The organism is Enterococcus raffinosus (assembly GCF_019175485.1).
Taxonomy (GTDB): Bacteria; Bacillota; Bacilli; order Lactobacillales; family Enterococcaceae; genus Enterococcus_A; species Enterococcus_A raffinosus.
This window is the reverse complement of the sequence record NZ_CP072889.1, coordinates 463328-487310: the sequence shown is the minus strand read 5'-3', so window position 1 is coordinate 487310 and position 23983 is coordinate 463328. Positions and strand designations below refer to the sequence as shown.

At 40.2% G+C, this 23983-nt stretch carries 22 protein-coding genes and 1 pseudogene; 21 read left to right on the top strand and 2 right to left on the bottom strand.

Annotation, left to right across the window (positions count from 1 at the left end):
• Positions 1-67: 67 nt before the first annotated feature.
• The 10 genes and pseudogenes from J9537_RS16965 to J9537_RS16920 all read left to right on the top strand — a co-directional run bounded on the left by J9537_RS16965 (position 68) and on the right by J9537_RS16920 (position 10608).
• Positions 68-499, top strand: a complete 432-nt coding sequence (locus tag J9537_RS16965) for a MarR family winged helix-turn-helix transcriptional regulator (RefSeq protein ID WP_028020078.1) — start codon at positions 68-70, stop codon at positions 497-499.
• Complete coding sequence (locus J9537_RS16960; protein WP_083284985.1) at positions 492-2747, top strand: ATP-binding cassette domain-containing protein; 2256 nt, start codon at positions 492-494, stop codon at positions 2745-2747. Before J9537_RS16965 ends, J9537_RS16960 begins: the two co-directional genes overlap by 8 nt.
• Positions 2748-2905: 158 nt before the next feature.
• The gene (locus J9537_RS16955; RefSeq protein WP_028020080.1) at positions 2906-3469 is read left to right on the top strand and encodes a methyltransferase family protein; all 564 of its coding nucleotides are present in this window, start codon (positions 2906-2908) and stop codon (positions 3467-3469) included.
• 119 nt (positions 3470-3588) lie between these two features.
• On the top strand, positions 3589-4650 hold the full coding sequence (locus J9537_RS16950) for a DUF389 domain-containing protein (protein ID WP_371085800.1): 1062 nt from the start codon (positions 3589-3591) through the stop codon (positions 4648-4650).
• A gap of 166 nt (positions 4651-4816) precedes the next feature.
• Positions 4817-5965 carry a cation:proton antiporter gene (locus J9537_RS16945; protein WP_028020082.1) on the top strand — a complete coding sequence of 383 codons (1149 nt, stop codon included), beginning with the start codon at positions 4817-4819 and terminating at the stop codon, positions 5963-5965.
• A 213-nt stretch (positions 5966-6178) separates the two neighbouring features.
• On the top strand, positions 6179-7087 hold the full coding sequence (locus J9537_RS16940; RefSeq protein ID WP_028020083.1) for a LysR family transcriptional regulator: 909 nt from the start codon (positions 6179-6181) through the stop codon (positions 7085-7087).
• Between the two features lie 104 nt (positions 7088-7191).
• Positions 7192-7947 (top strand): carboxymuconolactone decarboxylase family protein, encoded by a 756-nt coding sequence (locus J9537_RS16935; RefSeq protein WP_070509634.1) that lies wholly within the window; start codon positions 7192-7194, stop codon positions 7945-7947.
• Positions 7948-7961: 14 nt separating this feature from the next.
• Positions 7962-8798 (top strand): SDR family oxidoreductase, encoded by an 837-nt coding sequence (locus J9537_RS16930; protein WP_028020085.1) that lies wholly within the window; start codon positions 7962-7964, stop codon positions 8796-8798.
• Positions 8799-8909: 111 nt separating this feature from the next.
• Positions 8910-9947: a zinc-binding dehydrogenase gene (locus tag J9537_RS16925; protein ID WP_028020086.1), complete on the top strand. Its 1038-nt coding sequence runs from the start codon at positions 8910-8912 to the stop codon at positions 9945-9947.
• Positions 9948-10009: 62 nt separating this feature from the next.
• A pseudogene (locus tag J9537_RS16920) lies at positions 10010-10608 on the top strand (NAD(P)H-binding protein).
• Positions 10609-10713: 105 nt separating this feature from the next.
• On the opposite strand, the gene J9537_RS16915 reads toward J9537_RS16920, so the two are convergent.
• Complete coding sequence (locus tag J9537_RS16915; RefSeq protein WP_083284986.1) at positions 10714-11604, bottom strand: MurR/RpiR family transcriptional regulator; 891 nt, start codon at positions 11602-11604, stop codon at positions 10714-10716.
• A gap of 211 nt (positions 11605-11815) precedes the next feature.
• Between J9537_RS16915 and J9537_RS16910 the strand changes: the two genes are divergently transcribed.
• The 5 genes from J9537_RS16910 (at position 11816) to J9537_RS16890 (ending at position 18299) form a co-directional block, all read left to right on the top strand.
• Positions 11816-13669, top strand: coding sequence for a beta-glucoside-specific PTS transporter subunit IIABC (locus J9537_RS16910; protein ID WP_028020087.1), 1854 nt, complete (start codon positions 11816-11818; stop codon positions 13667-13669).
• A 17-nt stretch (positions 13670-13686) separates the two neighbouring features.
• Positions 13687-15156 (top strand): 6-phospho-beta-glucosidase, encoded by a 1470-nt coding sequence (locus J9537_RS16905; protein ID WP_028020088.1) that lies wholly within the window; start codon positions 13687-13689, stop codon positions 15154-15156.
• Positions 15157-15447: 291 nt separating this feature from the next.
• Positions 15448-16590: an MFS transporter gene (locus J9537_RS16900; protein WP_035019349.1), complete on the top strand. Its 1143-nt coding sequence runs from the start codon at positions 15448-15450 to the stop codon at positions 16588-16590.
• A gap of 41 nt (positions 16591-16631) precedes the next feature.
• On the top strand, positions 16632-17363 hold the full coding sequence (locus tag J9537_RS16895) for a dihydrofolate reductase family protein (protein ID WP_028020089.1): 732 nt from the start codon (positions 16632-16634) through the stop codon (positions 17361-17363).
• 78 nt (positions 17364-17441) lie between these two features.
• Positions 17442-18299, top strand: coding sequence for an aldo/keto reductase (locus J9537_RS16890; protein WP_070509639.1), 858 nt, complete (start codon positions 17442-17444; stop codon positions 18297-18299).
• A gap of 51 nt (positions 18300-18350) precedes the next feature.
• On the opposite strand, the gene J9537_RS16885 is transcribed toward J9537_RS16890, so the two are convergent.
• The gene (locus J9537_RS16885; RefSeq protein WP_028020091.1) at positions 18351-18710 is read right to left on the bottom strand and encodes a DUF488 domain-containing protein; all 360 of its coding nucleotides are present in this window, start codon (positions 18708-18710) and stop codon (positions 18351-18353) included.
• Positions 18711-18879: 169 nt separating this feature from the next.
• Between J9537_RS16885 and J9537_RS16880 the strand changes: the two genes are divergently transcribed.
• From J9537_RS16880 to J9537_RS16855, 6 genes are all read left to right on the top strand, one after another.
• Entirely contained in the window at positions 18880-19245 is a 366-nt protein-coding gene (locus J9537_RS16880) for a potassium channel family protein (RefSeq protein ID WP_028020092.1), read from the top strand.
• Between the two features lie 278 nt (positions 19246-19523).
• Positions 19524-20618 (top strand): hypothetical protein, encoded by a 1095-nt coding sequence (locus J9537_RS16875; RefSeq protein ID WP_218257666.1) that lies wholly within the window; start codon positions 19524-19526, stop codon positions 20616-20618.
• Positions 20619-21360: 742 nt separating this feature from the next.
• The gene (locus J9537_RS16870) at positions 21361-21687 is read left to right on the top strand and encodes a P-II family nitrogen regulator (protein ID WP_028020093.1); all 327 of its coding nucleotides are present in this window, start codon (positions 21361-21363) and stop codon (positions 21685-21687) included.
• Between the two features lie 12 nt (positions 21688-21699).
• A complete protein-coding gene (locus J9537_RS16865) occupies positions 21700-22053 on the top strand; it encodes a P-II family nitrogen regulator (protein WP_028020094.1) in 354 nt (117 codons plus the stop codon).
• A 21-nt stretch (positions 22054-22074) separates the two neighbouring features.
• Positions 22075-23136: an ABC transporter substrate-binding protein gene (locus tag J9537_RS16860; protein WP_028020095.1), complete on the top strand. Its 1062-nt coding sequence runs from the start codon at positions 22075-22077 to the stop codon at positions 23134-23136.
• 29 nt (positions 23137-23165) lie between these two features.
• Positions 23166-23975, top strand: coding sequence for an ABC transporter permease (locus J9537_RS16855; protein ID WP_060789603.1), 810 nt, complete (start codon positions 23166-23168; stop codon positions 23973-23975).
• Positions 23976-23983 lie beyond the last annotated feature (8 nt).

Genomic DNA, 23983 nt, shown 5'->3' with positions numbered 1-23983 from the left:
ACTTGGCTTATAGTTTCTTTTTTTATATAATTCCCATATAGAAACTATATTCAAGGAGGACTTATAATTGACTCAGTTAGAGAATGTATTAAAAAATTTACAATGTGAATTGGTGGCAGAAAGAGCAAGGATTAATCCTCAAACGATTAGTTGGCTTCAATACGATATTTTAAATATTCTAAATTCAGAGTCCGAGCTGCTTCCATCCAAAATTAGTATTTTACTTGGAATAAATCGTACAAAGCTGTCAAAGGCATTAAAGGAATTAAAAAGAATGAACTATATTAAACAGAAGCCAAGTGAGAAAGATGGTAGGGAATTACTAACTTCTCTAACAAAAGACGGCCGTCATTTGTTAGCTCAAATTGACAATGGGCACACCCATCTTTTACAGGTTGCAAATTCAGTTTTTGAAGCGGAGGAAAAAGAGCAGTTCAAGTATCTGGCAGAAAAGTATCTGAATGCCCTTAAGCTAGAGAGGTTGGAATATCATGAATGAGTATATTTCAATAGAAGGAGCCAAAACAAACAATTTAAAAAATGTTTCTCTTAAATTTCCTAAATATCAAATAAGTGTTGTCACTGGTGTTTCTGGATCGGGTAAGTCTTCATTAGTATTTGATACTTTAGCTGCTGAATCTCAACGATTATTAAATGAAACCTACTCCAGCTATATTCAACAGTTGCTTCCACATTATACTCAACCCATCGTCGATAAAATAGAAAATTTGCCAGTCTCTATTGTGATTAGTCAAAAGAAAATAGGAGGGAACGCTCGCTCGACAGTAGGTACTGTGACAGATATTTATTCTAGCTTGAGGCTCCTATTTTCAAGAATCGCGACCCCTTTCATTGGCTACTCTATGACATATTCGTTTAATAATACTCAAGGAATGTGTGAGATGTGTAAGGGATTAGGTGAAACGAAGCAGATTGATCTATCTAAATTGATTGATTTTGATAAATCTTTAAATGATGGAGCGATTGATTTCCCTACCTTTCAGCCCGGCGGTTGGCGTCTGACTAGATATACAGAATCTGGTAATTTCGATAATGATAAAAAAATTAAGGAATATAATGAAAGAGAATTGGATCTTTTACTAAATGATCTCGGAAGTTCCCCGATTCATCCATCTGCAAAATGGCCAAAGACTGCTAATTATGTTGGAATTATTCCAAGAATTACAAAAAACTTCATTGAAAAAGAAAACGATAAATATACTGAACGGTTAAACCGGATTTTAAAAGTGAAAGAATGCCCTAGCTGTCGAGGAACTAGAGTAAATAAACGAGTTCGCTCTGCAAAAATTAATGATAAATCTATAGCAGATTGTGTAACCATGCCTATTTCTGAGTTAGTAACATTCATCAAAGAAATCAAATCTCCTACCGTTCAGATAATTTTAGAGGATCTAATTAAAAAATTGAAGAGCTTGGAAGATGTTGGGTTAGACTATTTATTTCTTAATCGTCCAACGACAACCCTTTCAGGAGGAGAATCTCAAAGAATAAAAATGACCAAACACCTGAACAGCGCTCTTAGTGATGTTCTATATATTTTTGATGAACCAAGTATTGGACTTCATCCAGAAGATATTCAAGGAATATCAAAAATAATAAAGGGGTTAAAAGACAAGGGAAATACGGTAGTGCTGGTCGATCATGATCCAGATATTATCGAAATTGCGGACCATATTATCGAAATTGGTCCAGGTGCTGGTGAGAAAGGCGGACATATTACCTTTGAAGGCACGTATGAAGAACTGTTGAGGTCAAATACAGTGACCGAGAAAGTGTTATCTACTAATCTAACGATTAATCCAGAAAGAAAGAAATTTTCTTCTCAGTATACCTTAGAGAAGGTCAGCTTACACAATGTTACAAGAGCTTCGATAAAGATACCCAAGCAGTCCTTAACAATTGTAACAGGAGTAGCCGGTTCGGGTAAGAGCACCCTCATTCGCTACCTTTTTAAAAGTAAATATCCAGAAGCAAATATATTAGACCAGAGTCAGATAATTGGCAGCATTCGTTCAAATGCCCTTACGTATTTAAATGTATTCGATAAGATTCGAAGCATATTCGCTCATCATTCAGGTAAAAGCGCATCGCTTTTCAGCTACAATGGTCAAGGAGCTTGTCCCATCTGCAAAGGGAAAGGATACATTAAACTAGACTTGGCTTATATGGGGAATGTTGAGCAGGTTTGTGAAGCATGTCATGGGAAAAGATATAACGCTGAGGCCCTTTCTGTTTTATGGCAGAGCTTAAATATTTATGACCTCTTGCAATTGCCAGTTAATAAAGCGATAGATTTGTTTGAAGATGACGCACTAACAAGAGTTATGCAGGCTCTCATTGACGTCAATTTAGGATATATAAAGCTAGGTCAGTCTTTGGATACGTATTCCGGTGGAGAACGTCAACGGTTAAAGATAGCTAAGATAATTTACCAAGAGGCATCTGATTTATTAATTTTAGATGAACCATCAACAGGGCTGCATGAAAGCGATATTGATAAATTGCTTCTTTTATTCCATAAGCTTTTGGAAAAAAATAAAACATTAATTGTTTTAGAGCACAATCTCAAAATTATAAGTAATGCCCAATGGATTATCGATATGGGACCAGGCGGAGGTAATCTAGGAGGAAAGGTATTATTTGAAGGGTACCCAGTTGATTTATTAAAAATGAAAGACTCCTACACGGCAAAGCATTTGCGAAAGTATATAAATGATAAAAAATAGAACAATACGTATTACTTGCTGATATTTTCTAGTATAGGATATTAAAAGAAAGTGTACAGAAATGGGGGTCATTCTGTTACTTTCTTTTGACTTGTCCTTTTCCATATGAAATAATAAACATATGAACAACGCATCATGTGTTTGAAGGAGGTTAAAAAATGATCATCAACTATTTAACGTTGCTAGGGGCGGCACTGTTTTATTTGATTTATTTGGTAAAAGGGTGGCTCTTGCGAAAACAGGGAATCACCGTGAACCTATTAGGGGATAAACGTCGTACTCGCGAAAAGTATTTTGAAATCGTTTTACGGGCTCTGACTGGGTTCGGAGGGGCTATTCAATTTGTGGCACCGTTTTTGTTCGAAAGGAATTCGACTAGCTGGAGGTATCTAGGTGTGTTCCTGATTTACTTAGGAGTTCTGCTGTTTTTAATTGCTGTAAAAGCGATGGGGTTGAATTGGCGGGCAGGGTTCAATGAGGAACAGAAGACCAATCTAGTTACAACTGGGATTTATCAGTTTAGTCGCAATCCGGCCTTTGTCGCCTTTGATTTGCTGTATATCGGATTTGCTTTTGTCTTTCCAAATTTTTTGATGATTCTGACCGCTTTAATTGCAGTTATATTATTTGATTTACAAATCCGCGGAGAAGAAAAGTTTTTACTGAAAACATTTGGCGAGCGATTCCGTCAATATCAGACAAAGGTGAGAAGGTATTTTTGATCAGCCAGCAGCAGTCTAATACGTCAAGAGCTCGCGGGAAACACTACCATTGAGTATATTATGTGCCTTTCTCACACCTACACGCTAAAATAATACTAAGAGAAAACGCGTGGAGGAAAATTATGGGAAAACAAGAATATACAGTTGATGAGTTTCGCGAAAAAATCCTTTTCGATATTGAGATTGAAACAAGTGATTCGGTGATTTTAATGTGTGCAATATTGATCGCTTCAATCGGACTAAACATGAATTCGCTTCCAGTGATTTTTGGTGCGATGTTGATTTCTCCACTCATGTCTCCTTTGTTAGGTGTAGGCTATGGTCTGTCTGTCTTTGATTTTGCGGTTGTTAAAAAAGCTGCGAAATTATTGCTATTAGAGGTCGTGGTCAGTTTGGCTGTGGCTACGATTTATTTTTCGCTTTCGCCGATTACTTATGCCAGCAGTGAGATCATTGCACGGACGTCTCCGACAATATGGGACGTCATCATTGCCTTTGCTGGAGGGCTTGCAGGAATTATTGGTGCTAGAAAAAAGGGGAGTAATAATATTGTACCGGGAGTTGCGATTGCTACAGCGTTAATGCCGCCTGCTTGTACCGTCGGCTACTCCATCGCTACAAAAAATCTCACTTACTTTATGGGCGCGTCTTACTTGTTTATTATCAATTGCGCGTTCATCGTCATCGCGACTTTTCTCGGTATACGTTTCATGCGCTTTCCAGTAGTGGCTCGTTTGACCAATAAGGATGCACGTAAGATGAATGGTTACCTAATTTTGATTTCTCTCCTGATTGTGATTCCAAGTATCTTTTCCGCGTCAACATTGGTACGAGAAAGTATTCGCAAATCAGCGATCAACCAGCTTGTAAATGAGAAGTTTTCGGAGTATGTCATCTTAAATCAAACCTATGATAAGGAAAAACGAAAACTTATTTTGACTGTTTCCGGGGAAAGACTGCCTCGATCCAGTATTCAAGCACTACAAAAGGAATTACCAGATTATGGTTTGGACAATGTTACTCTGGAGGTCGATCAAGTTCCCAATCTTTCCGAGCTTGATGGCAATCAGATGTCAAAATACTTGGATCAATATTTTAAAAATCGTATCGAACAGGAAACAGATAAGAATGTAGAGTCAAAAAAAGAACAGGGGACTACGGACAGTCAAGGCTGGGAATGATCCATACTAAGTAATCGAAACTTCTCAATTTTGAGAAGTTTTTTCTTTTTATGACTTTGCTCTAATAAACACGCTACTTGTCATTTTAACAGTCGTATCATTTTTCATTCTGTCTTTTTTTCGCTATTCTTAATCAGTATGAATGTTTTGAGAGAGGATGAGAAATGTGGAATTTATTGGTGTGTTATGTCTGATTTTGATCAGTACAACGATTGCCAGCCATTTTTCACGTCGGTTTGGTATTCCTGCAGTGATTGGGCAATTACTTGTCGGAATTCTATTGGGAAATGCAGGATTAAAGGTCGTTCATCCAGATATTTTGGTCGAGGATTTTTCTGAGATCGGCGTGATTTTATTGATGTTTTTAGCAGGGATCGAAAGTGACCTTTCGCTGCTGCGAAAATATTTCCGACCAGGGATGTATGTGGCTGTGTTGGGGATTTTGTTCCCGGTAGTTTTAGGAACTGTCGGAGGAAATATTTTTCATATCGCTATGAACCAGTCTTTTTTCCTTGGATTAATCTTAGCGGCAACGTCTGTCAGTATTTCCGTAGAGGTACTGAAGGAGCTGAATGTGATTAACACGAAGGAAGGATCAACGATTCTCGGCGCTTCCGTCGTTGATGATATTTTAGTCGTTTTGATCGTCAGCTTGAGTATGTCCTTCTTAGGAGCAAAGGGTGGAAATGACGGTCCGTTGGGAATTATGTTGATTGAGCAGGTGCTGTTTTTTGTAGCGATCTTTTTCTTGATTCGTTGGGGGGCACCGTATCTAATGCGGTTAAGTAAGAAATTGCTGGCGGAATCGTCAGTGATTATTGTTTCGTTGATTCTATGCTTAAGCATGTCCTACTTGGCGGATTTCATTGGCTTAAGTTCCGTCATCGGCGCCTTCTTTACAGGTGTGGCGATCGGTCAGACCAAGGTTTGGAAAGAGGTTCAATACAACGTCGAAGCGATTGGTTATGCGGTATTTATTCCTGTGTTCTTTGTTAGTATTGGTCTAGAAATCTCCTTCAACGGGATCGGAAATCAATTACTGCTGATCGTGACAATCACTGTTTTAGCGATCCTTTCAAAATTATTCGGCGGCTTCATCGGCGGCAAGCTCGCAGGATTTAGTAATCACAGCAGTTTGATGGTAGGCTCGGGGATGATTTCACGAGGCGAGATGGCTCTGATTATTGTCCAATTAGGCTTTCAGGCACAATTAGTGACCAAAGAGTATTATTCGGCCTTTATCTTGGTGATCCTGTTTACGACGCTGTCATCACCGTTCTTATTAAAGTATTTTACGAGAAAAATTTATGCGTAAATACACATGAATTTCATATAGTTTTATAGACGTGCTGGTGTCGCTTCTTGACTTCGGCACGTCTTTTTATGAAGCAGGATGATTGTATTTCAGGGATCATGATTTCCCACAAGGTACCGTGATTTCTTAGAAGCCCATTTCCTTTCTGTTTTTAGAAGCGATAGAATCATGCTAATATTAGCTTAGAGAAGAAATTTAGAAGAAGGTGGAACATTGCTTTTTAAACAAATGCGCTATTTCGTTTCAGTGGTAGAGAACAACAGCTTCACGGAAGCTGCTGAGCAGGAATTTGTGTCTCAATCCGCAATTTCTCAGCAAATTCAAACATTGGAGAAAGAGCTTGGGGTAGATTTACTCCTCCGTCAGCACAGAAAATTTAGTTTGACACCGGCAGGAGATTATTTTTATCGAGAAAGCAGACAGATCCTGCAGCAAGTGGAACGAATAACTAGAGAAACGAAGAGAATGGGAAATGACGAAGAAAAAAATTTGAAGATTGGGTATTTACAGCTTTATGGTGGACAAATACTCTATCAAGCAATCACAAAGTTCTCGGAGCTGTATCCGGAAGTATCAATTGATTTAATCAATGGAACCCATGAAGAGTTATATCAAGAGCTGCTTCAGCATACCGTAAATTTGGTGTTGAGTGACCAAAGACGCGCATTTTCAACAGATTATGTAAATTATGAGTTGATACAATCGGAAACGTTCATAGAAATTTCTCTAAGAAATCCTTTAAGTAAGAACGAAGCATTAGACGTAGGAAAACTATCAAATACACCTTGTATCTTAATAACCTCAAAGGATCAAAGTGAGCACGAAGAGGCCTTTTATGCTGACACCCTAGGTTTCGCGGGAACCTTTATTCATGCGGATAATTTGGAAGAGGCTCGTTTAATGGTAGCTGGTAATCGAGGGTTTCTTCCAGTGGAGAGCGTGGGTATTTTACCTAATCCAGTTCCAACGACTAAACGTATTCCAGCGAAAAGAGAGGGATCCGCGATCAAGAGAAAATACTGTGCTTTCTGGAAAAAGACAGAAACAAATGATTATATTGAGGAATTTGCTAAACGATTAAAAGAATTGATCCAAATAAATCAAAGTCAGAATCTTTCGTGAGAAAGGTTCTTTTTTTGGATAAGTTTCACTTATTCATAGGATTAGAAAGAAGAATTGTTTCCTTTGTGGAAAGAAGTAGAATGAAAAAGTAAGGAGGAGATCTAATGAATCTAACTGAACAAGCAAAGGTATATCATGAGAAAATGTTTCCTGGATATGTATCAGATTTTTTATTAACTGATCCAGAATTTATCGAACGATTTGACAATTTTGCTTTTGATGAAGTCGTAAAAGAAGATGACTTAGCCGAAACTACTCGTTTTATAGCAATTTTGGCAAGTCTTATTGGCTGCCAAGGAGTAGAAGAATTTGAGGCAATGATTCCAGCTGCGATAAATTTTGGTGTAACATCAATTGAGATTAAAGAAATTATTTATCAGGCGGTAGCTTATTTAGGGATCGGGCGAGTCTTTCCTTTCCTTAAAGCGGCGAATCGAACATTTGAGAAGAATTCAATTTCTCTACCATTAAAAGGGCAGGCCACAAATACAGTGAGCGAGCGGCTCATAGCTGGAGAACAAACACAACTTGCTATTTTTGGTGAGGAAATGCGTGGATTCGCTGAAAAAGGGCCTAATGAAATTCGGCATATCAATAAATGGTTAGTTGCCAATTGTTTTGGAGATTACTATACACGATCAGGGCTGGACCTTCAGCAGCGAGAAATGATTACCTTTTGTTTTTTAGCAGCACAAGGCGGTTGTGAACCACAACTAATCTATCATACGATCGCAAATCATCGAATAGGAAATGATCGACAGTTTTTAATCAATCTCTTATCTACATTAATTCCATATATCGGCTATCCCAGAGTACTAAATGGCTTACAATGTGTGGATCAAGCGCTGGATAAGAAATAGGAGGAAGATTTTTAATGAATAAAAAAGTTTGGCTTATCACAGGTGTTAGCAGCGGATTTGGTTACGAGTTAACAAAACAATTACTAGAAAAAGGAGAAATTGTTGTTGGTACGGTTAGAAATGACAAAAATGTTCAAACCTTTATGAAGCAGTATCCCAATACTTTTTTTAGACAGTTTCTTGATGTGACCGATGTTTCAGCAGTTGAAGAGGTAGTAAAAAAAATCGATGAGAAATTAGGAAGAATCGATGTAGTCATTAGTAACGCTGGTTATGGTTTATTTGGTGCAGCAGAGGAGTTGACAAACTCGGAGATTGATCAGATTATTGCGACCAATTTAACCGGTTCAATACAATTGATTCGTTCAGTATTACCAATTATGCGCCGTCAAAAATATGGACGGATCATTCAAGTTTCAAGCTATGGGGGCCAGGTCGCCTTTGCTGGAAATTCAATGTATCATGCGACGAAGTGGGGAATCGAAGGGTTTGTCGAATCGGTCGCTCAAGAGGTCGCTCCTTTTAATATTGGAATGACGATCATCGAACCAGGAGGAGCACGTACGCAATTTCGCTATGGTAGTGCACGGGTTGCTAATCTGATGGCAGAATACAATGGCAATCCCGCTCATACATTTTTGAATATGCTTAATCCAGAAAACGGTTTGGCAGCAGGAGATCCAGTTAAAATGGCCGCAAGAATTATCGAAAGCGTCAGTGTAGAACCAGCTCCACTACGTCTAGTTTTAGGATCACAGGCGTTAGAAGATACTATTCAAGTATTGGAGACGAGAATCAATAATTTTCAAGCTCAAAAAGAAATCGCAGCATCAACAGATGTTTCTGAGTAACAGTGAGTGACTTTCGCCAGTCTTCATTAATGAACAAATGTGAAGCAACATGAAGAATGAATTGTCTGAATATCCATAATTCGATAGAAAAAATAAAAGGAAGTGTTTTAGATGAAAGCAGCCGTATTTTTAGAACCAGGAAAGATGAGCATTACGGAGGTCAAAAAGCCGGAATTAGAACAAGCTGATGATGCGATTATCCGCGTCCTTCGTGCTAGTGTCTGCGGTTCTGATTTGTGGTGGTATCGTGGTATTTCCACGAAAGAGAACGGGTCTTTAACTGGTCATGAAGCGATTGGAATCGTTGAAGAAGTTGGCGAAGGGGTCACAGAAGTTCAAAAAGGAGATTTTGTCATTGTTCCCTTTACTCATGGCTGTGGATATTGTCAGGCATGTTTGGCTGGCTTTGATGGGGATTGTCTAAATAATTCATCTGGTGCTAGTAGCTATCAAGCAGAGTATTTACGTTATCATGGTGCGAATTGGGGGTTAATAAAAATTCCAGGTAAGCCAGAGGATTATTCGGAAGACATGCTGAACTCTTTTGTTGCTTTAGCGGATGTTATGGCAACAGGATATCATGCTGCGATAAGTGCAGAAGTTAAGGCAGGGGATACGGTTGTAGTGATTGGCGATGGTGCTGTAGGGCTTTGTGGTGTTATTTCTGCAAGATTATTGGGAGCTAAAAGAATTATCGCTATGAGTCGTCATGCTGAGAGACAAGTGCTTGCTTTAGCATTTGGGGCAACGGATATTATTGCTGAACGTGGTGATGAGGCGCTTAAGAAAATCAGAGCATTGGCGGGTGCAGGTGCAGATGTGGTTTTAGAATGTGTAGGCACTCAGCAGGCCATTGATACGGCAGTAAAGGCTGCTAGGCCTGGAGCGGTGGTCGGTCGTGTAGGGGTTCCACATATTGATGAACTCGATACGAACCCGCTATTTTGGAGAAACATTGGGTTAAGAGGAGGCATTGCACCAGTCACAACTTATGACAAAAAGGTGCTGCTGCAGGCAGTTCTCGATGGAGAAATCCAACCAGGCAAAGTCTTTACAAGACAATTCAAATTAGCAGAAGTACAACAGGCCTATGAAATGATGGATCGTAGAGAAGCGATTAAGTCATTATTGATCTTAAGCGATGCATAAAACAGTTGCTTTTGAGAGACTGAAGCTGGATTAAAGGAGTTTTCGGTAAGAGGGGGGATGACATGAAAGTACTTATTCTAGGAGCAACAGGAAACATAGGAAGGGCGGTCCGACAAGTTTTGTTAGCTGAGACAAAGTATAAGTTGACATTGTTTTCACGACACTCAACCAATTTGCAAATACGTTCAGTCAGAGAAAAAGCAGTGAACGGGGATGTTTTTCCTTAGAGACGTTAAAACCAGTAATTACTGGCCAAGAAGTTGTTTTTGCGGCTTTAAGCGGGGACTTAGTTGGAATGGCAAGAACGATCGTTCAAGCGATGGATAAGACGTCCGTTTCACGCTTGATTTTTATCACCTCTATGGGAATTTATAATGAAATTCCGGCCTCAGTGGGTCAGGAAGGAAATTTAAAGAATAACCCTATATTGCAAAAATATCGTGATGCTGATGATATCATTGAAGACTCTGATTTAGCTTACACCCTCATTCGACCAGGCTGGTTTGACAATGGGTCATTAGAGTACAAAGTGACATACAAGGACGAACCTTTTGGCGGACATAATATAGCCATCGCAAGCATAGCCGATCTAGTAAAAAGATTAATCGAAAATGAAGAGGTGGGTATCAGAGACAGTTTGGGTATTCATCGATCAGAATAAAAGAGAAAACTAGGATGTTACCGAAAAGCTCGGTTCATCCTAGTTTTTGTTAGGAGATAATGGCGGCTTAAATACTGGTCGATTGGCAAGGTTTTCTACGATCGTTTATTCCTTGATATCCGTTTGATGGGAGATTCGTGTTTCCTCGAGGTTCATAGAGTTTTGAACTTTGAAGTTATAATTTTTCAGATAGTTTTTCGAGAAGACACCTGCGTATAGACTATTTAACAAGAATAAAATCGATTCTTCAGTAGAGAAGTTACTGATTTTTTTATAGAGTCGTTCTCTGGAGGAAATAGTCAATACTGTATCAATCTCTCGCATTATGTAGCCGCCACCTTCACTGGTCAGACCGATAAGATGAACTCCTTGCTGCTTCATTTGAGGAATAAACTTCATTGGCTCCCTCGCCACATCATTTCCTGAATAGGAGATAATGATTGCTGTATCTGCTTTGGTTAATCCACTGGCGGTCAATCCGATCTCACCGCTTTGAATGACCTCTACCGACTTTCCGATGGCCGCCATTTTCCGTCGAAAGAGCTCTCCTAATAAGTTGTTTGGACTCACACCAAGAAGGACGATTCGCCTAGCGGTAGAAAGCATATCGATGGCGTTTTTAAGACAATCGAAATCCATTTTATCTGCAGTATCTTGAATGCTTTCCATTTGGATCGTGGCAATATTAGAAATGATTTCTTGGTACGAATCTCGATTAGAAAAGGGGATATTGGGATCGATCTGGGAGTAATGGGTCTGTTCATAGTGAATCTCTTCAATCAAATGATTCAAAAAATCTTTCCAGCCGCTAAAGCCGAGGGATTTTCCGAATCGTACTAGAGCGGATTTGGATGAAAACGTTTTTTCGGCAAGCTGATTGATTGAATATTTATGAATATCCAGCTTATGCTCCAGGATGAATTCCGCAATGGAGCGTTTGGTTTGATTCTGATTTACCGTGTATTCTTCGATTCGCTGCAGTAATCTCATTTTCATCGGTCCTTTCCTCGTTCAATTAATTTTAAACGTGAATCTAGAAAAGCTCAACCAAAGAAGGAAAAGTTTCGGTTAGTTTCGCCAAATTGAGTAATTTGAAATAAAAAGTGAAACTACGAGCCAAAGTTCTCCACAAACATTGAAAGCGGATGCATCCGGCTATATAGTGAAACCATCAAAGCGCGCGGAGAAATTGAAGGGAGACAAACAAATGAGTAAAAACTATTCAGATCTCGCCCAAAGCATTATCAAGCTTGTGGGAGGAAAAGAAAATATTCGAAACTTGATTCATTGTCAAACACGATTAAGATTTGATTTAACCGATGAGTCCAAAGTAAAAGTACAAGAACTGCAAAAGTTAGCCGGTGTTGCTGGTGTAATAAATAGCGGTGGCCAATTCCAGGTTGTGATTGGCACCCATGTTTCAGAAGTTTATGAGGAAGTTGCTTCTCTGCTTGGTGATGTGGAGGAGATGGCAGGAAAGGACGTCGGTAAAAAGAAAAACTTTTTATCTTTAGCGATCGAGTTCATTTCCACTTCGTTTAGTCCAATTATCCCGGCGATGAGTGGTGCTGGGATGATCAAAGCCCTCTTAGCATTACTAGTTTTGTTCAATTTAGTATCAAATGAAAGTCAAACCTATTACATTATCAATTTTATGGCCGACGCTGTTTTCTATTTCCTGCCATTTTTCTTAGCTAACACGGCTGCACGTAAATTGAAATGTAACCCATACTTGGCAATGGCTTTAGCAGGAGTGTTGCTTCATCCGAACTTTGCTGCTTTAATCACGGCGGGTGAGCCAGTTAATTTGTTTTCGATGCCTGTTCGACTCGTAGGGTACGGAGCCAGCGTTATTCCAATCCTGTTGATTGTTATTTGCCAATCCTTTATTGAAAAGTTTTTTAACAAGATCATTCCAAATGCAGTGAAGATTGTGTTTGTACCGATGTTGACCATTTTGATTACTGGAGTCATTGCGTTAGTCGCTGTTGGTCCTTTGGGCTCTTATGTAGGGGAATTCATCGCGGCTGGATTTAACGCGATCCGTGCTGCAGCACCTTGGGCACCAGCTGTTATAGTAGGAACACTATTGCCAATCATGGTCATGTTCGGTATTCATACCAGCATCGGACCATTGGATGTTTTACAGCTGACTTCCGTTGGGTATGCCAACATCTTCGGACCAGGTGCAATGGTATCTAACATCGCTACAGGCGTTGCAGCGTTAGTAGCCAGCACGCGCACCAAAGATCAAAAAGAAAAACAAGTAGCAACCTCTGGCGGAATCACCGCCTTGATGGGGATCACAGAACCAGCTCTGTATGGGGTGGCCTTGCCGAAGAAATATCCGTTGATAGCAACGATGATCGGTGGAGGTGTCGGCGGTCTATATGCGGGTCTTAGTGGGGCCTCTCGATTTGCGACAGGTTCTTCAGGCCTACCAGCCATTCCACTTTACATTGGAGAAAATATTTCAAACGTTGTCAATATTCTGATCGCTATTGCAATCACAATGATTACGACAGCAGTCGCTACTTATTTATTGAGCATTCGCTTTGAAAAGGACACGTCAAATGAAACAACATCTGAATCTGTCATCGCCGTGGATTCGATTGCAATCAACAGCCCGATTATTGGAGAAATGCTTGATTTATCTGAAGTTAAGGATGAAGCCTTTTCTAAAGGAATGTTAGGAAAGGGAGTCGCATTTGAACCAAGTGAAGGAAAAGTCGTTGCCCCTTTTAATGGGACAGTCGCTACTTTGTTCCCAACGAAGCATGCAATTGGTTTGGTTTGTGAAAACGGTGTGGAATTATTGATTCATATTGGGCTGAATACAGTTGATTTGAATGGAAAATATTTTGAAGCTCATGTTCGTCAAGGGGATAAAGTGATCCAAGGACAAACACTGATTACCTTTGATTTAGAAAAATTAAGAGCTGAAGGTTATGTCACTCAGATTCCAGTTGTCGTGACGAATACAGCCAATTTTAAAGAAGTGAGTCATGATGCTTATGGAACAAAAAACAGCGAAAATACGATGCTGACAATTCAAGTTTAGATTAGGAGAGGGAAGAGATGACATTACCAGATAATTTTTTATGGGGCGGCGCAACAGCCGCTAACCAAGTTGAGGGCGGCGTACTTGAAGGCGGTCGAGGGTTAGCGAACATTGATCTGATGCCTTGCGGACCTGATCGTAAGAAGGTTGCAGCGGGTACGATGAAAATGCTGGAGTGGGACGACCATCACTATTACCCCGCGAAGGAAGCCATTGATATGTACCATCGCTACATGGAAGACATAAAGCTATTCGCTGAGATGGGATTCAAGGTCTATCGAATGTCCTTATCTTGGTCGCGAATTTTTCCAAATGGCGATGATGCAGAACCCAATGAGGAAGGGCTCGCTTTTTATGAGGAGATCTTTGAGGAGCTTCATCGAAATGGAATCGAGCCTTTAGTAACGATCGCTCATTTCGATGTTCCTTTGAATTTGATCAACAACTATGGCTCATGGAGAAGCCGCAAAATGATCGATTTGTACGTTCGCTATGCGCAAACGGTGTTTACTCGCTTTAAAGGTCTAGTGAAATACTGGCTCACCATCAATGAAATCAATATTTTGCTTCATCAACCATTCGTTGGTGGAGGAATTGTTTTCGAAGAAGAAGAAAATCAAGAAGAGATCAAATACCAGGCGGCGCACCACCAATTAGTTGCCAGCGCCATTGCGACAAAGATCGCCCATGAAATTGACCCTGAAAATAAAGTCGGCTGTATGCTTGCGGGGGGAAATAACTATCCCTATACTTGTCGACCAGAGGATTATCAAGAAGCGATTCAGCGCGACCGTGAAGGCTATTTCTTCCTGGATGTCCAAGCGAGAGGGAAGTACCCTAGTTACGCATTGAAAAAATTTGAACGTGAGCAGTTGACTATTGTGATTGAACCTGAGGATGTTGACGCTTTAGCCTCAGCACCGGTGGATTTTGTTTCATTTTCATATTACTCTTCACGAACGGTCAGTGCCCACCCTGAGGACTATGAACATACTACAGGAAATATTTTTGGAACCATTAAAAATCCACATTTACCTTCAACAGACTGGGGCTGGCAAATCGATCCTTTAGGGTTGAGAAACTCACTGAATCAGTTGTACGATCGTTATCAAAAGCCACTATTTATTGTTGAGAACGGCTTAGGTGCCATAGATATTCCAGACGAAGCCGGGTTTATTGACGATGAGTACCGAATTGATTATATTCGTCAGCATATCCAAGCTTTCAAGGATGCTGTGGCAATTGACGGGATTGAGTTACTTGGTTATACGACGTGGGGCTGCATTGATTTGATTGCCGCAAGTACAGGACAAATGAGTAAACGCTATGGGTTTGTTCATGTTGATCGCGACGATGAAGGACGGGGGACATTGAAACGCTCTAAGAAAAAATCGTTTTACTGGTACAAACAAGTGATCGATTCTAATGGTGAGGATTTATCAAGTGAGAATCTTTTGGTTCCAGTCAAGGAAGCCAGTCAATTGTAGAAACTGCGGCTACGATCAATGGTTGTTCCGACAATAGCAGATGCTCAATAAGTCTATGCTCTCAAGGCATGGCGGCATTTAAATTAGGTATTAGACGAATATCATTATGAGTTGTACGATGACTGTGTTGATCGTACAACTCATTTTAGTTATAAGGAGGGACGCGGTTGTTTTATGGAACGAGCTTAGGCTCCTATTATCAATCAGCGAGAACAGTTCATTGTTGGATTGAATCGTTTATCAAAGGCATGAATCCTTCTCGAACAAACGCTTGTGATTGGAAGGTGTTACATGTATCGAATAACTAAAGTGGCATTGCTATCTGTTTCATTATTAGTTGTTTCTGCCGGAGCGATTGCTGGGAATATTCCCGCCATTGGCTTGGCATATCCTCAGATCAATAAAACACTTATTGAACTATTAACTACCTTACCATCGCTCTTCATTATTTTAACGGTTTTAATCAGCCCCAAAATAGCCAAAAAGATTGGATATAAGAAAACGGTTCAATTAGGCATTGTATTTGTGTTGATTGCAGGAATGCTTCCGGTAGTTACGACGTCTTTTGTTCTATTATTCATGAGTCGAGTGCTCTTCGGGGTGGGCGTTGGATTGTTTAATCCGCTGCTTTATTCATTTGCAGCAGCGATGTATCGAGGAAAAGAATTAGCCTCAGTTATTGGTCTGCAGAGTGCCTTTGAAGGGATTGGCGGAATGCTAGTTACTTTTCTTGTGGGACAATTACTACTGGTAAATTGGCGGATTTCTTTCACGGCCTATTTAATCGCGTGTCCGATTTTATTTTTCTTTTCTTTCCTTGTGCCAGAGGCGAGCATTGCACAAGCTTCTTCCAAATCAAGAACAGCGGCTGGAAGAATTCCGCTCCGATTCGCTGGGTATTTGTTGCTGCTGCTGATCACGGTAACCATTTATATGTCCGTTACCGTAAAAGTCACGGCGTTATTGATGGAAAAAGGGATTGGTCAAGCGACTGCCGGCAGTAATTTACTTGCTTTAGTCGGATTGGGTGCGATGCTTGCTGGAATGTTTTTTGGCAGGATATTTTTGCTCTTTAAAGAAAAAACCATACAAGCAGCACTTTTCGTTTTAGCTTTTGCGATGTTCCTTTTAGCCTTTTCCCAAACGATCTGGCTAGCGGCAATCTCGGCAGTCTTGTGCGGCTTCGGCTTTCGGACCTTCATTCCGTATTTATTGAATGAAGTCAATCAACAATCAGAGGATTCAGAGAGGAACACGTCTCTATTACTGATTGTGTTCAATTTAGGCGCGGCTTTTGCGCCAATCTCAATTGCCTTTTTCCAAAAGATATGTCCTTTTTTACATGGTGCCGGATTGTTTATTGGCGAAGGAGTGCTGCTGCTTATACTTGTGATACTGATGGGATTTAATCAAAAACACAAGCAGGCAGAATAACAACGTTTAACAACGTTTCAATCAAAAGAGGAGGAAAACAAATGGCTAGACCCTATATTATTTGTCACATGCTTACCTCAATCAATGGAAAAATCAGCGGACCTTACATGCGTTCAAATTACACAGAAATAGGAAGTAACGCCTATGAAAGGACGAACGATCAGTATCATAGCCAAGCTTGGTTATGCGGCAGAGTGACGATGGAAGAAAACTTCACCCACTATCAAGAGCCTGTTTTAGACGAGCATGCGCCAGTGTATCCTCGTGAAGATTATGTAGCTGTTTCAGATGCGGAGATGTATATTGTTTCAGCGGATCCTTCTGGAAAAGTTGGCTGGCAGACGAACACAGTCAACTATGCTGAAAGGACAGCGGCCCATGTTATTGAGGTATTAACGGAGAAGGTGAGCGATGCCTATCTTGCCTTTCTGAGAAAACGAAAGATTTCCTACATTTTTGCTGGCGAGAAACAAATCAATTGTACACTCGCTTCAGAAAAACTAGCTGAGCTGTTCGATATCAAAACGTTGATGGTTTCTGGTGGCGGTGTGATCAATTGGGCTTTTTTAAAGGAACAAATCGTTGATGAAGTAAGTATCGTGGTAGCCCCTGTCACAGATGGCCTGCCAACCACCAACACAATTTTTGAAAACAAGAGTATGGCTGATCCGTCCTCAATGATAGGCTTCAATTTGAAGAAAGTTGAGATCATTGAAAAGGACACCTTATGGTTACGATACAAACCAATCAATCAAGAGGAAGCTACTACTTGACTTAAAGCTTACTTTAAAGAGTATGCTTGAAAGAAGCTAGAGTGTAAGTTTTTTAAACATCGAAAGGAGAACAAAACAATGATTTTACAAGAGAGCTATCCATTAAATAATGGGGTAAAAATCCCTAAGGTCGGTTTTGGGACATGGATGATCGAAGATAACGCAGCTGTTCAAGCAGTTAAGGATGCCTTAATGATTGGCTATCGCCACATTGATACTGCGCAGGCTTATGAAAATGAACGTGGAGTAGGAGAAGCCATTCGTACTTCTGGTATCGAACGATCAGAAATTTTCCTGACTAGCAAAGTCGCCGCTGAACATAAAACGTATGAATCAGCTTCAAAATCTATTGACGAATCCTTGGAAAAACTAGGGTTGGATACGATTGATTTGATGATTATTCATGCACCGCAGCCATGGGCTGAGTTCAGAGAAGCGAATTATGACGAGGGGAACGTTGAAGCCTGGCGTGCGCTAGAGGATGCCTACAAGACAGGCAAGGTTCGAGCAATCGGATTATCGAATTTCAATCAGCATGATGTTGAAAATATTTTGCAGCATGCAACTATCAAACCCGCAGTAAATCAAGTTTTGGCGCACATTTCCAATACGCCCTTTGAATTGATCGATTATTGTAAAGAAAAGGATATCTTAATTGAGGCATACTCTCCAGTCGGACATGGGGAACTATTGAAAAATCCAGAGCTGAAGGAAATGGCGGAAAAATATCAGGTGAGTGTACCCCAGCTTGCGATTCGCTATTGCTTAGATTTAGGCTTGCTGCCATTGCCAAAATCAGCAAATAAGGCTCATATACAAAGTAATGGCGAGGTAGACTTTGAATTGTCTAAAGAAGATATGGATCGCTTAAAAGCCATTCAACCGATTAAAAATTATGGAGAATCCAGTGATTTTCCAGTCTACAATAAAAAATAGAACGACTCCTAAGCAATTAAACGTCCTAAAACCAACGATAATCTTTTGGTTTTAGGACGTTTCTTTTGTTAGCAGGTCATAGAGGACTTGCGCGTTGTTTTGTGTCTCATTTTTTGCACCATAAACTAGCGTGATGGTTTCGTGGTCTTTCAACACTTGCTCTAATTTCTCAAATGCCTCTCTTTGTGAACCAGTTTGTAGTTCTTCTTGATATCTGACCGAAAATTCAGCGTATTTATCCGCCTCATGATTAAACCATTTCCGCAGTTCTGGACTCGGTGCGATTTCCTTTAACCACAAATCAATTTTTTCCGTTTCTTTTGATTTTCCTCGCGGCCACAAGCGATCTACCAATATGCGATAACCATCAGAGGAACTTGCTGGGAGATAAGCTCGTTTTATTTTCAGCATTTATTACACTTCCTTTGTTCTTAGTTTAGCAGGATAGGAAAGAAAGTAATAGGAAAGGGACTTTCAAGTGATGACAAGCTGCTAAATTCTTCGTTCTAAATAGAAAAAATCTGCTAAAATAAACGACAAAAGGACAGCATACTTTGTATAAATAGAAGAGGAGATTCTCATGGTTGCATTCGCATTATTATTTCGAAGCTTGTGGCATATTTTAAAAATTTTATTTCGGCAGGAGGAGCAAAAGGCCGTCATGCTGGCGGTGCTATTTATCCTGACGATTGGAACCATTTTCTATCATAATGTGGAAGGGATGACGTATCTGGATGCATTATACTTTTCGGTTATGACATTGGCTACTGTTGGGTACGGGGATTTATCTCCCCAAACAGCTTTGGGGAAAGTTTTTACGATTATTTATGTTTTAATCGGGGTGGGAATCATTACAGCCGTGATCGCAAATTTCAATCGTGCATTAGGCGAGTATCACAAAAGAAAGCAACACAAGGAAACGGAGCAAAAAAAAGGAATTGACTAAAAAAATTTGAAGCTGGAAAAAGTTATATAATAATCTTTTTCCGCTTCTTTTTATTCGGAAATTTACAATCTTTGAGGGGTGGAAATTCTTGGCATTTCCTTTTTTTATCAGTGTTATTTGAAAAATTATTTATTACCTCCTGTTTGTGATCTCCATCAGCTTTTTTTGGGTTATGTCGATTGCTATTTCCTTTATTTTTATAAAAAAATGGGTGCGCATGAGCGGATTTTTCAGGCAAAATAGGAGACAATAATACGTGAATAAAGGAGCAGGTAAAAATGGAAATGAAACCACTTACACAACGGCAGCTGCTAACAATGAAAAGAGCCAGCATTGAAGCGAAAGTAAAGAAATTTTGGGAAGCGACAAAAAATGTTGATCTGGTAACAGAATATATCGTTGCACTCATTGTGAGAAATGCGTTAGTTGTAAGCGATTTCTCTTTGCCTTGTCCAGAAGTGGTCCAAGAGCTGCTTTTTCACACAGACCCAAGTGATGTTTTGAGAAAGTTCTGCCCTTTCTTGCAGGATTATGTTGAGGAAGCGGAATGGGAAAAGGTCATTTTTCGCCTGTTTAACAGTAAGAAGAAGTATTTCAAAGAAACCAAAACGTTGCGCCTTTATGAAAGCTATCTGAAAAATAAAGGGACTGCCGTCCTTGATGAGCACTACGAGAGCTACATTATGGTGGCTAATTTTGAAGACGCCAATGGGAAAAAACATACGTGGCGACTAAGAGATGTAGACGGTCGCAATACGCTCGCAGAAAATCAGCGCATCTTAAGAATCATGACAACGCTAACCATTTTTCAAAAGGACGGGGTATGTCGCTTTGCGAAATTCTTAGACTGTGAATGTACAGGTACGACGGTTATTTACTCTTCACGAGCAGCGAAGAAGAAATCACAGGAGGCGTCTGTCCAAAACAAGGAAATGAATACAGCAAAAAGCCAGTCAGAATCGACAGTAGCTAGTGATTTCTTTGGCGAGGTAAACTTAGATTCAATGACAAAAGGTGAACTGATTGTATTGATTAAAGGAATCTTTAAAGAAGTAGAAGCTGCAGTGCAGGAGGAGCAGTCAGAAGTATTTGATGGAGAGATGTCATCTGATAAATTGATGCCTCAAAAGTCGAAATCAGACACTAAGAATACACCAGATTCTACAGATAGTAAGAGCAGAACTCAGTTAACGATGACGATAGCACCCGAGGAAAAATTGAGGCCACCGTTGGCATCGGTTGGTGCTGTCAGTGATAGCAAGGAAACAAAAACAAGTCAGACTCAAAAGCCTGAAACGAAACCGCCGATAAAAATACCGAAGAAAACGCATAATATTATGAAGAACTTCAATTTAAGCAAAAAGAAGCATTGATCCTTAAGTGCGCTCAATAATTGTCGAGATTTATTTGTTGTTGAAACGACTGATTTTATCAATGGTTATTCGTTAGTGGAAAAATGATATTAGACAAAAGAGGGCTTTGGAGCGTTTTATATCCTGAGGCCTATTTTGTCATCTTTTTCTTTCAAATTTGATCTAAATGGAGGAGCTGAAGAGATGCTCCCTCAGGAAATGATTTAGGATACAGCGGCATAACTGTCTGGGAACAAGATCGACAGAACGGGTTATACTTTTGCTGCTTGGAATACACAAGCAAATGTGAAGGAGCGAGCTACAGGAATGAATAGGCATTGACCAATGCCTAAAAAAGAAAAAAATATTTTTCCAGAAAGAGTGAAGATTTGCAAAGAAATCTCTAAAGCATATTTATAGTGGGACTCATAATAGTAGAGTTACTTCAATTGTAAAATAGTGGAGGTTGCCAAGATAATTCTGAGCAACCTTCATTTTTTTAATGATTTTTGTGTTTCAATACCTATCCATGTGATAAAAAGTAACGTGAAATGTCTCTTTTTTAGAAAAAATTTTAAATCATGTCAGAAAATATAACATATGCTATTGAAAAGTATGCTGCAATTCATTATGATAGTAAAAAAATATCCAGAATGATTTGCCTGCCGGGGTGAATGGTTCATATGGAGAATGCTTAGCACTGGTAGGCCTCTGAGTGCGAGAGGTCTACCAGTTTTTTTAAATTCAGAAGGGAATGACGAGTATGAAAATGATTCGCGCGGTAGTACGACCGGAAAAGGTAAACGAGGTAATGAATGAGTTGGCTGAAAACGGCTTTGTTTCGGCCACCAGATACAGTGTGTTGGGGCGAGGGAAGCAGCGGGGGTTGAAATTAGGAGATGTTTATTATGATGAGATTCCCAAGGAGACCATCGTTTTAGTCGTGGAAGACACGGATGGTGAAAAGGTCATCAATTGTATTCAAAAGATCTGTCGTTCAGGCTCTGAAGGATCGTTTGGTGACGGGAAAATTTTTGTTCTTCCAGTAGAAAAGGCTGTGACCGTCAGCAGCGGTGAAGAAAAATTATAAGGAGATGAAGCCATGAAATTAGTAACAGCGATCATACGCGATACGAAATATTATGAAACAAAAGCCGCTTTATTGAATGAAAATTTTTTCTCCCTTAATACCTACCGAGTGTTGGGACGTGGTCGCGAGCAGCAGCAATATGATGTTCAAAATACTGATGTTAGAAAATCTGTCAAAGAGTATCCGTTTGTCAGCAAGCGAATCATTGAAATCTATCTAGAGGAAAAGGATGTGGAACGTCTAATCCAGATTCTCTTAAAGGTTAACCAGACCGGCAACAAGGGCGATGGAAAAATTTTCGTGACACCTTTGGAAGAGGCAATTCGCATTCGAACAAAGGAAACGGGCATTGACGCCTTAGCGTAAAAAAGAAGGAGTGGAGACTATATGAAGAAAGTGATGAGTGTTTTAACGGCGATGTATTTACTGTTGCTGCTGTTGAGTGGATGCGGTGGAAAAGATAGTGGACCAGCTGAAAATTCTAGTGAGAAGTCCTCTGATCAAGCGATCAAAATCGGCGTCAGTGCGTTTCCGGGATGGTATACCTGGTACGCCGTTCAAGGGTTTGGCGCATTCGAGAAAAATGATGTAGACGTGGAGCTAGTTTGGTTTAATACGTACAGTGATTCGCTGCAGGCCTTCAACAGCGGACAGATTGATGCGGTATGTGCAGCATTAAGTGATACAATCTCGCCAGCCATTAACGGCGTTGATTTCAAGGTAGTACTAATCAATGACAATTCGGCGGGAGCAGATGGAATCGTGGCGCAATCGTCGATCAAGTCGTTAAAGGAGTTAAAAGGAAAAACAGTTGCGACAGAGGTTGGAACGATCGAGCATTTCTTTTTATTAAATGCTTTAGAGGCAGCTGGCTTATCTGAAAAAGACATTCAATTAACGAATATGACAGTCGAAAATGCTGGTCCAGCGGTTATTTCTGGGCAGGTAGATGCCGCCAGCTTGTGGGAACCGTCGTTAAGCTACGCAGCTTCTGAAGGTGATACAAATTTACTCTTTGATTCCTCGGAAATTCCTGGTTTAATTCCTGATACATTAATGGTTAGTGGAAAGGTCTTGAAAAATCGTTCTGCTGAGGTACAAAAAATCGTTAAAGCTTATTTTGATGGGATGCAGGTCTATGCGGAAAAACCAGATGAAGCGTTAGGGTATATGGCTAAGCAGGCAGATATTAGTACTGAGGAAATGAAAACAGCGATGGCAGGAGCACGTTTATTCTCAATTGCGGACAACCATGCGGCCTTTCATGAACAGGCGGAGGACTATTCTTATCTACCGTATACAGCTAAAGAAACCGCGAAATTTCTTTTGGATCAAAAGATGGTTTCAGAGGAGCTCAAAGATCCAGAAAGCATTTTTGATTCCAGTTATATTGACAAGCTGTATGAGGATGCAGTGGATATGAAGGTTCCAGACACGCAGGTAGAGTAACCCTATTGGAATTCGCGGGAGGCGATTTGATGGAAATAAGAGCAGTATCGAAAACAGGCACGAAGATTAGGCTGCGAAAAATGATTTCGAAAACAAAATACAGCATGATCGCAGCTGGAGCCTTCATTTTAGTTTTAGTCTTATGGCAGCTGTTGAGCACTAGTGGGATGGTCAGTCAGATTTTCTTGCCGGCGCCGACTGCAGTTGTCGAAGCGTTTGTAAAGAGTCTGATGGATGGATCGTTGGCAACTGATACATGGATTAGTTTTTCTCGTATTATGAAGGGCTTCTTATTAGCGATTGTCATTGGTGTGCCGTTAGGCGTTTTAGTAGGTTCCTTTTCGAAAATCGAAGCGTTTGTTCTGCCGCTAACAGAATTTTTTAGGTATTTACCGGTCCCAGCCTTTGTTCCATTAATTATGGTCTGGGTAGGTATTGGTGAAAATGCCAAAGTGGCAGTCATTCTTCTTGGGATTCTTTTTCAATTGATTCCGATGGTGGCGGACAACGTAAAAAGTGTTCCTTCCAATTTGATCAATGCCGCCTACACGCTGGGAGGCAAATCCAGCACAGTGATTTTTAAAGTCATCATTCCAGCGATGCTGCCGAAGTTGATGGAAAGCTTGCGGATGATAATGGGCTGGGCCTGGACATATTTAGTAGTGGCAGAATTAGTGGCTGCCAACTCTGGCTTAGGTTATAACATCTTGAAGGCACAGCGCTTTTTGGATACCTCTTCTATATTTATGGGGATATTGGTGATTGGTCTTTTAGGGTTGATCACGGATCGTCTGTTTGGCTTGCTGAACAAGGTGTTGTTTCGTTGGGTAGAAGAATAGGGGGGATG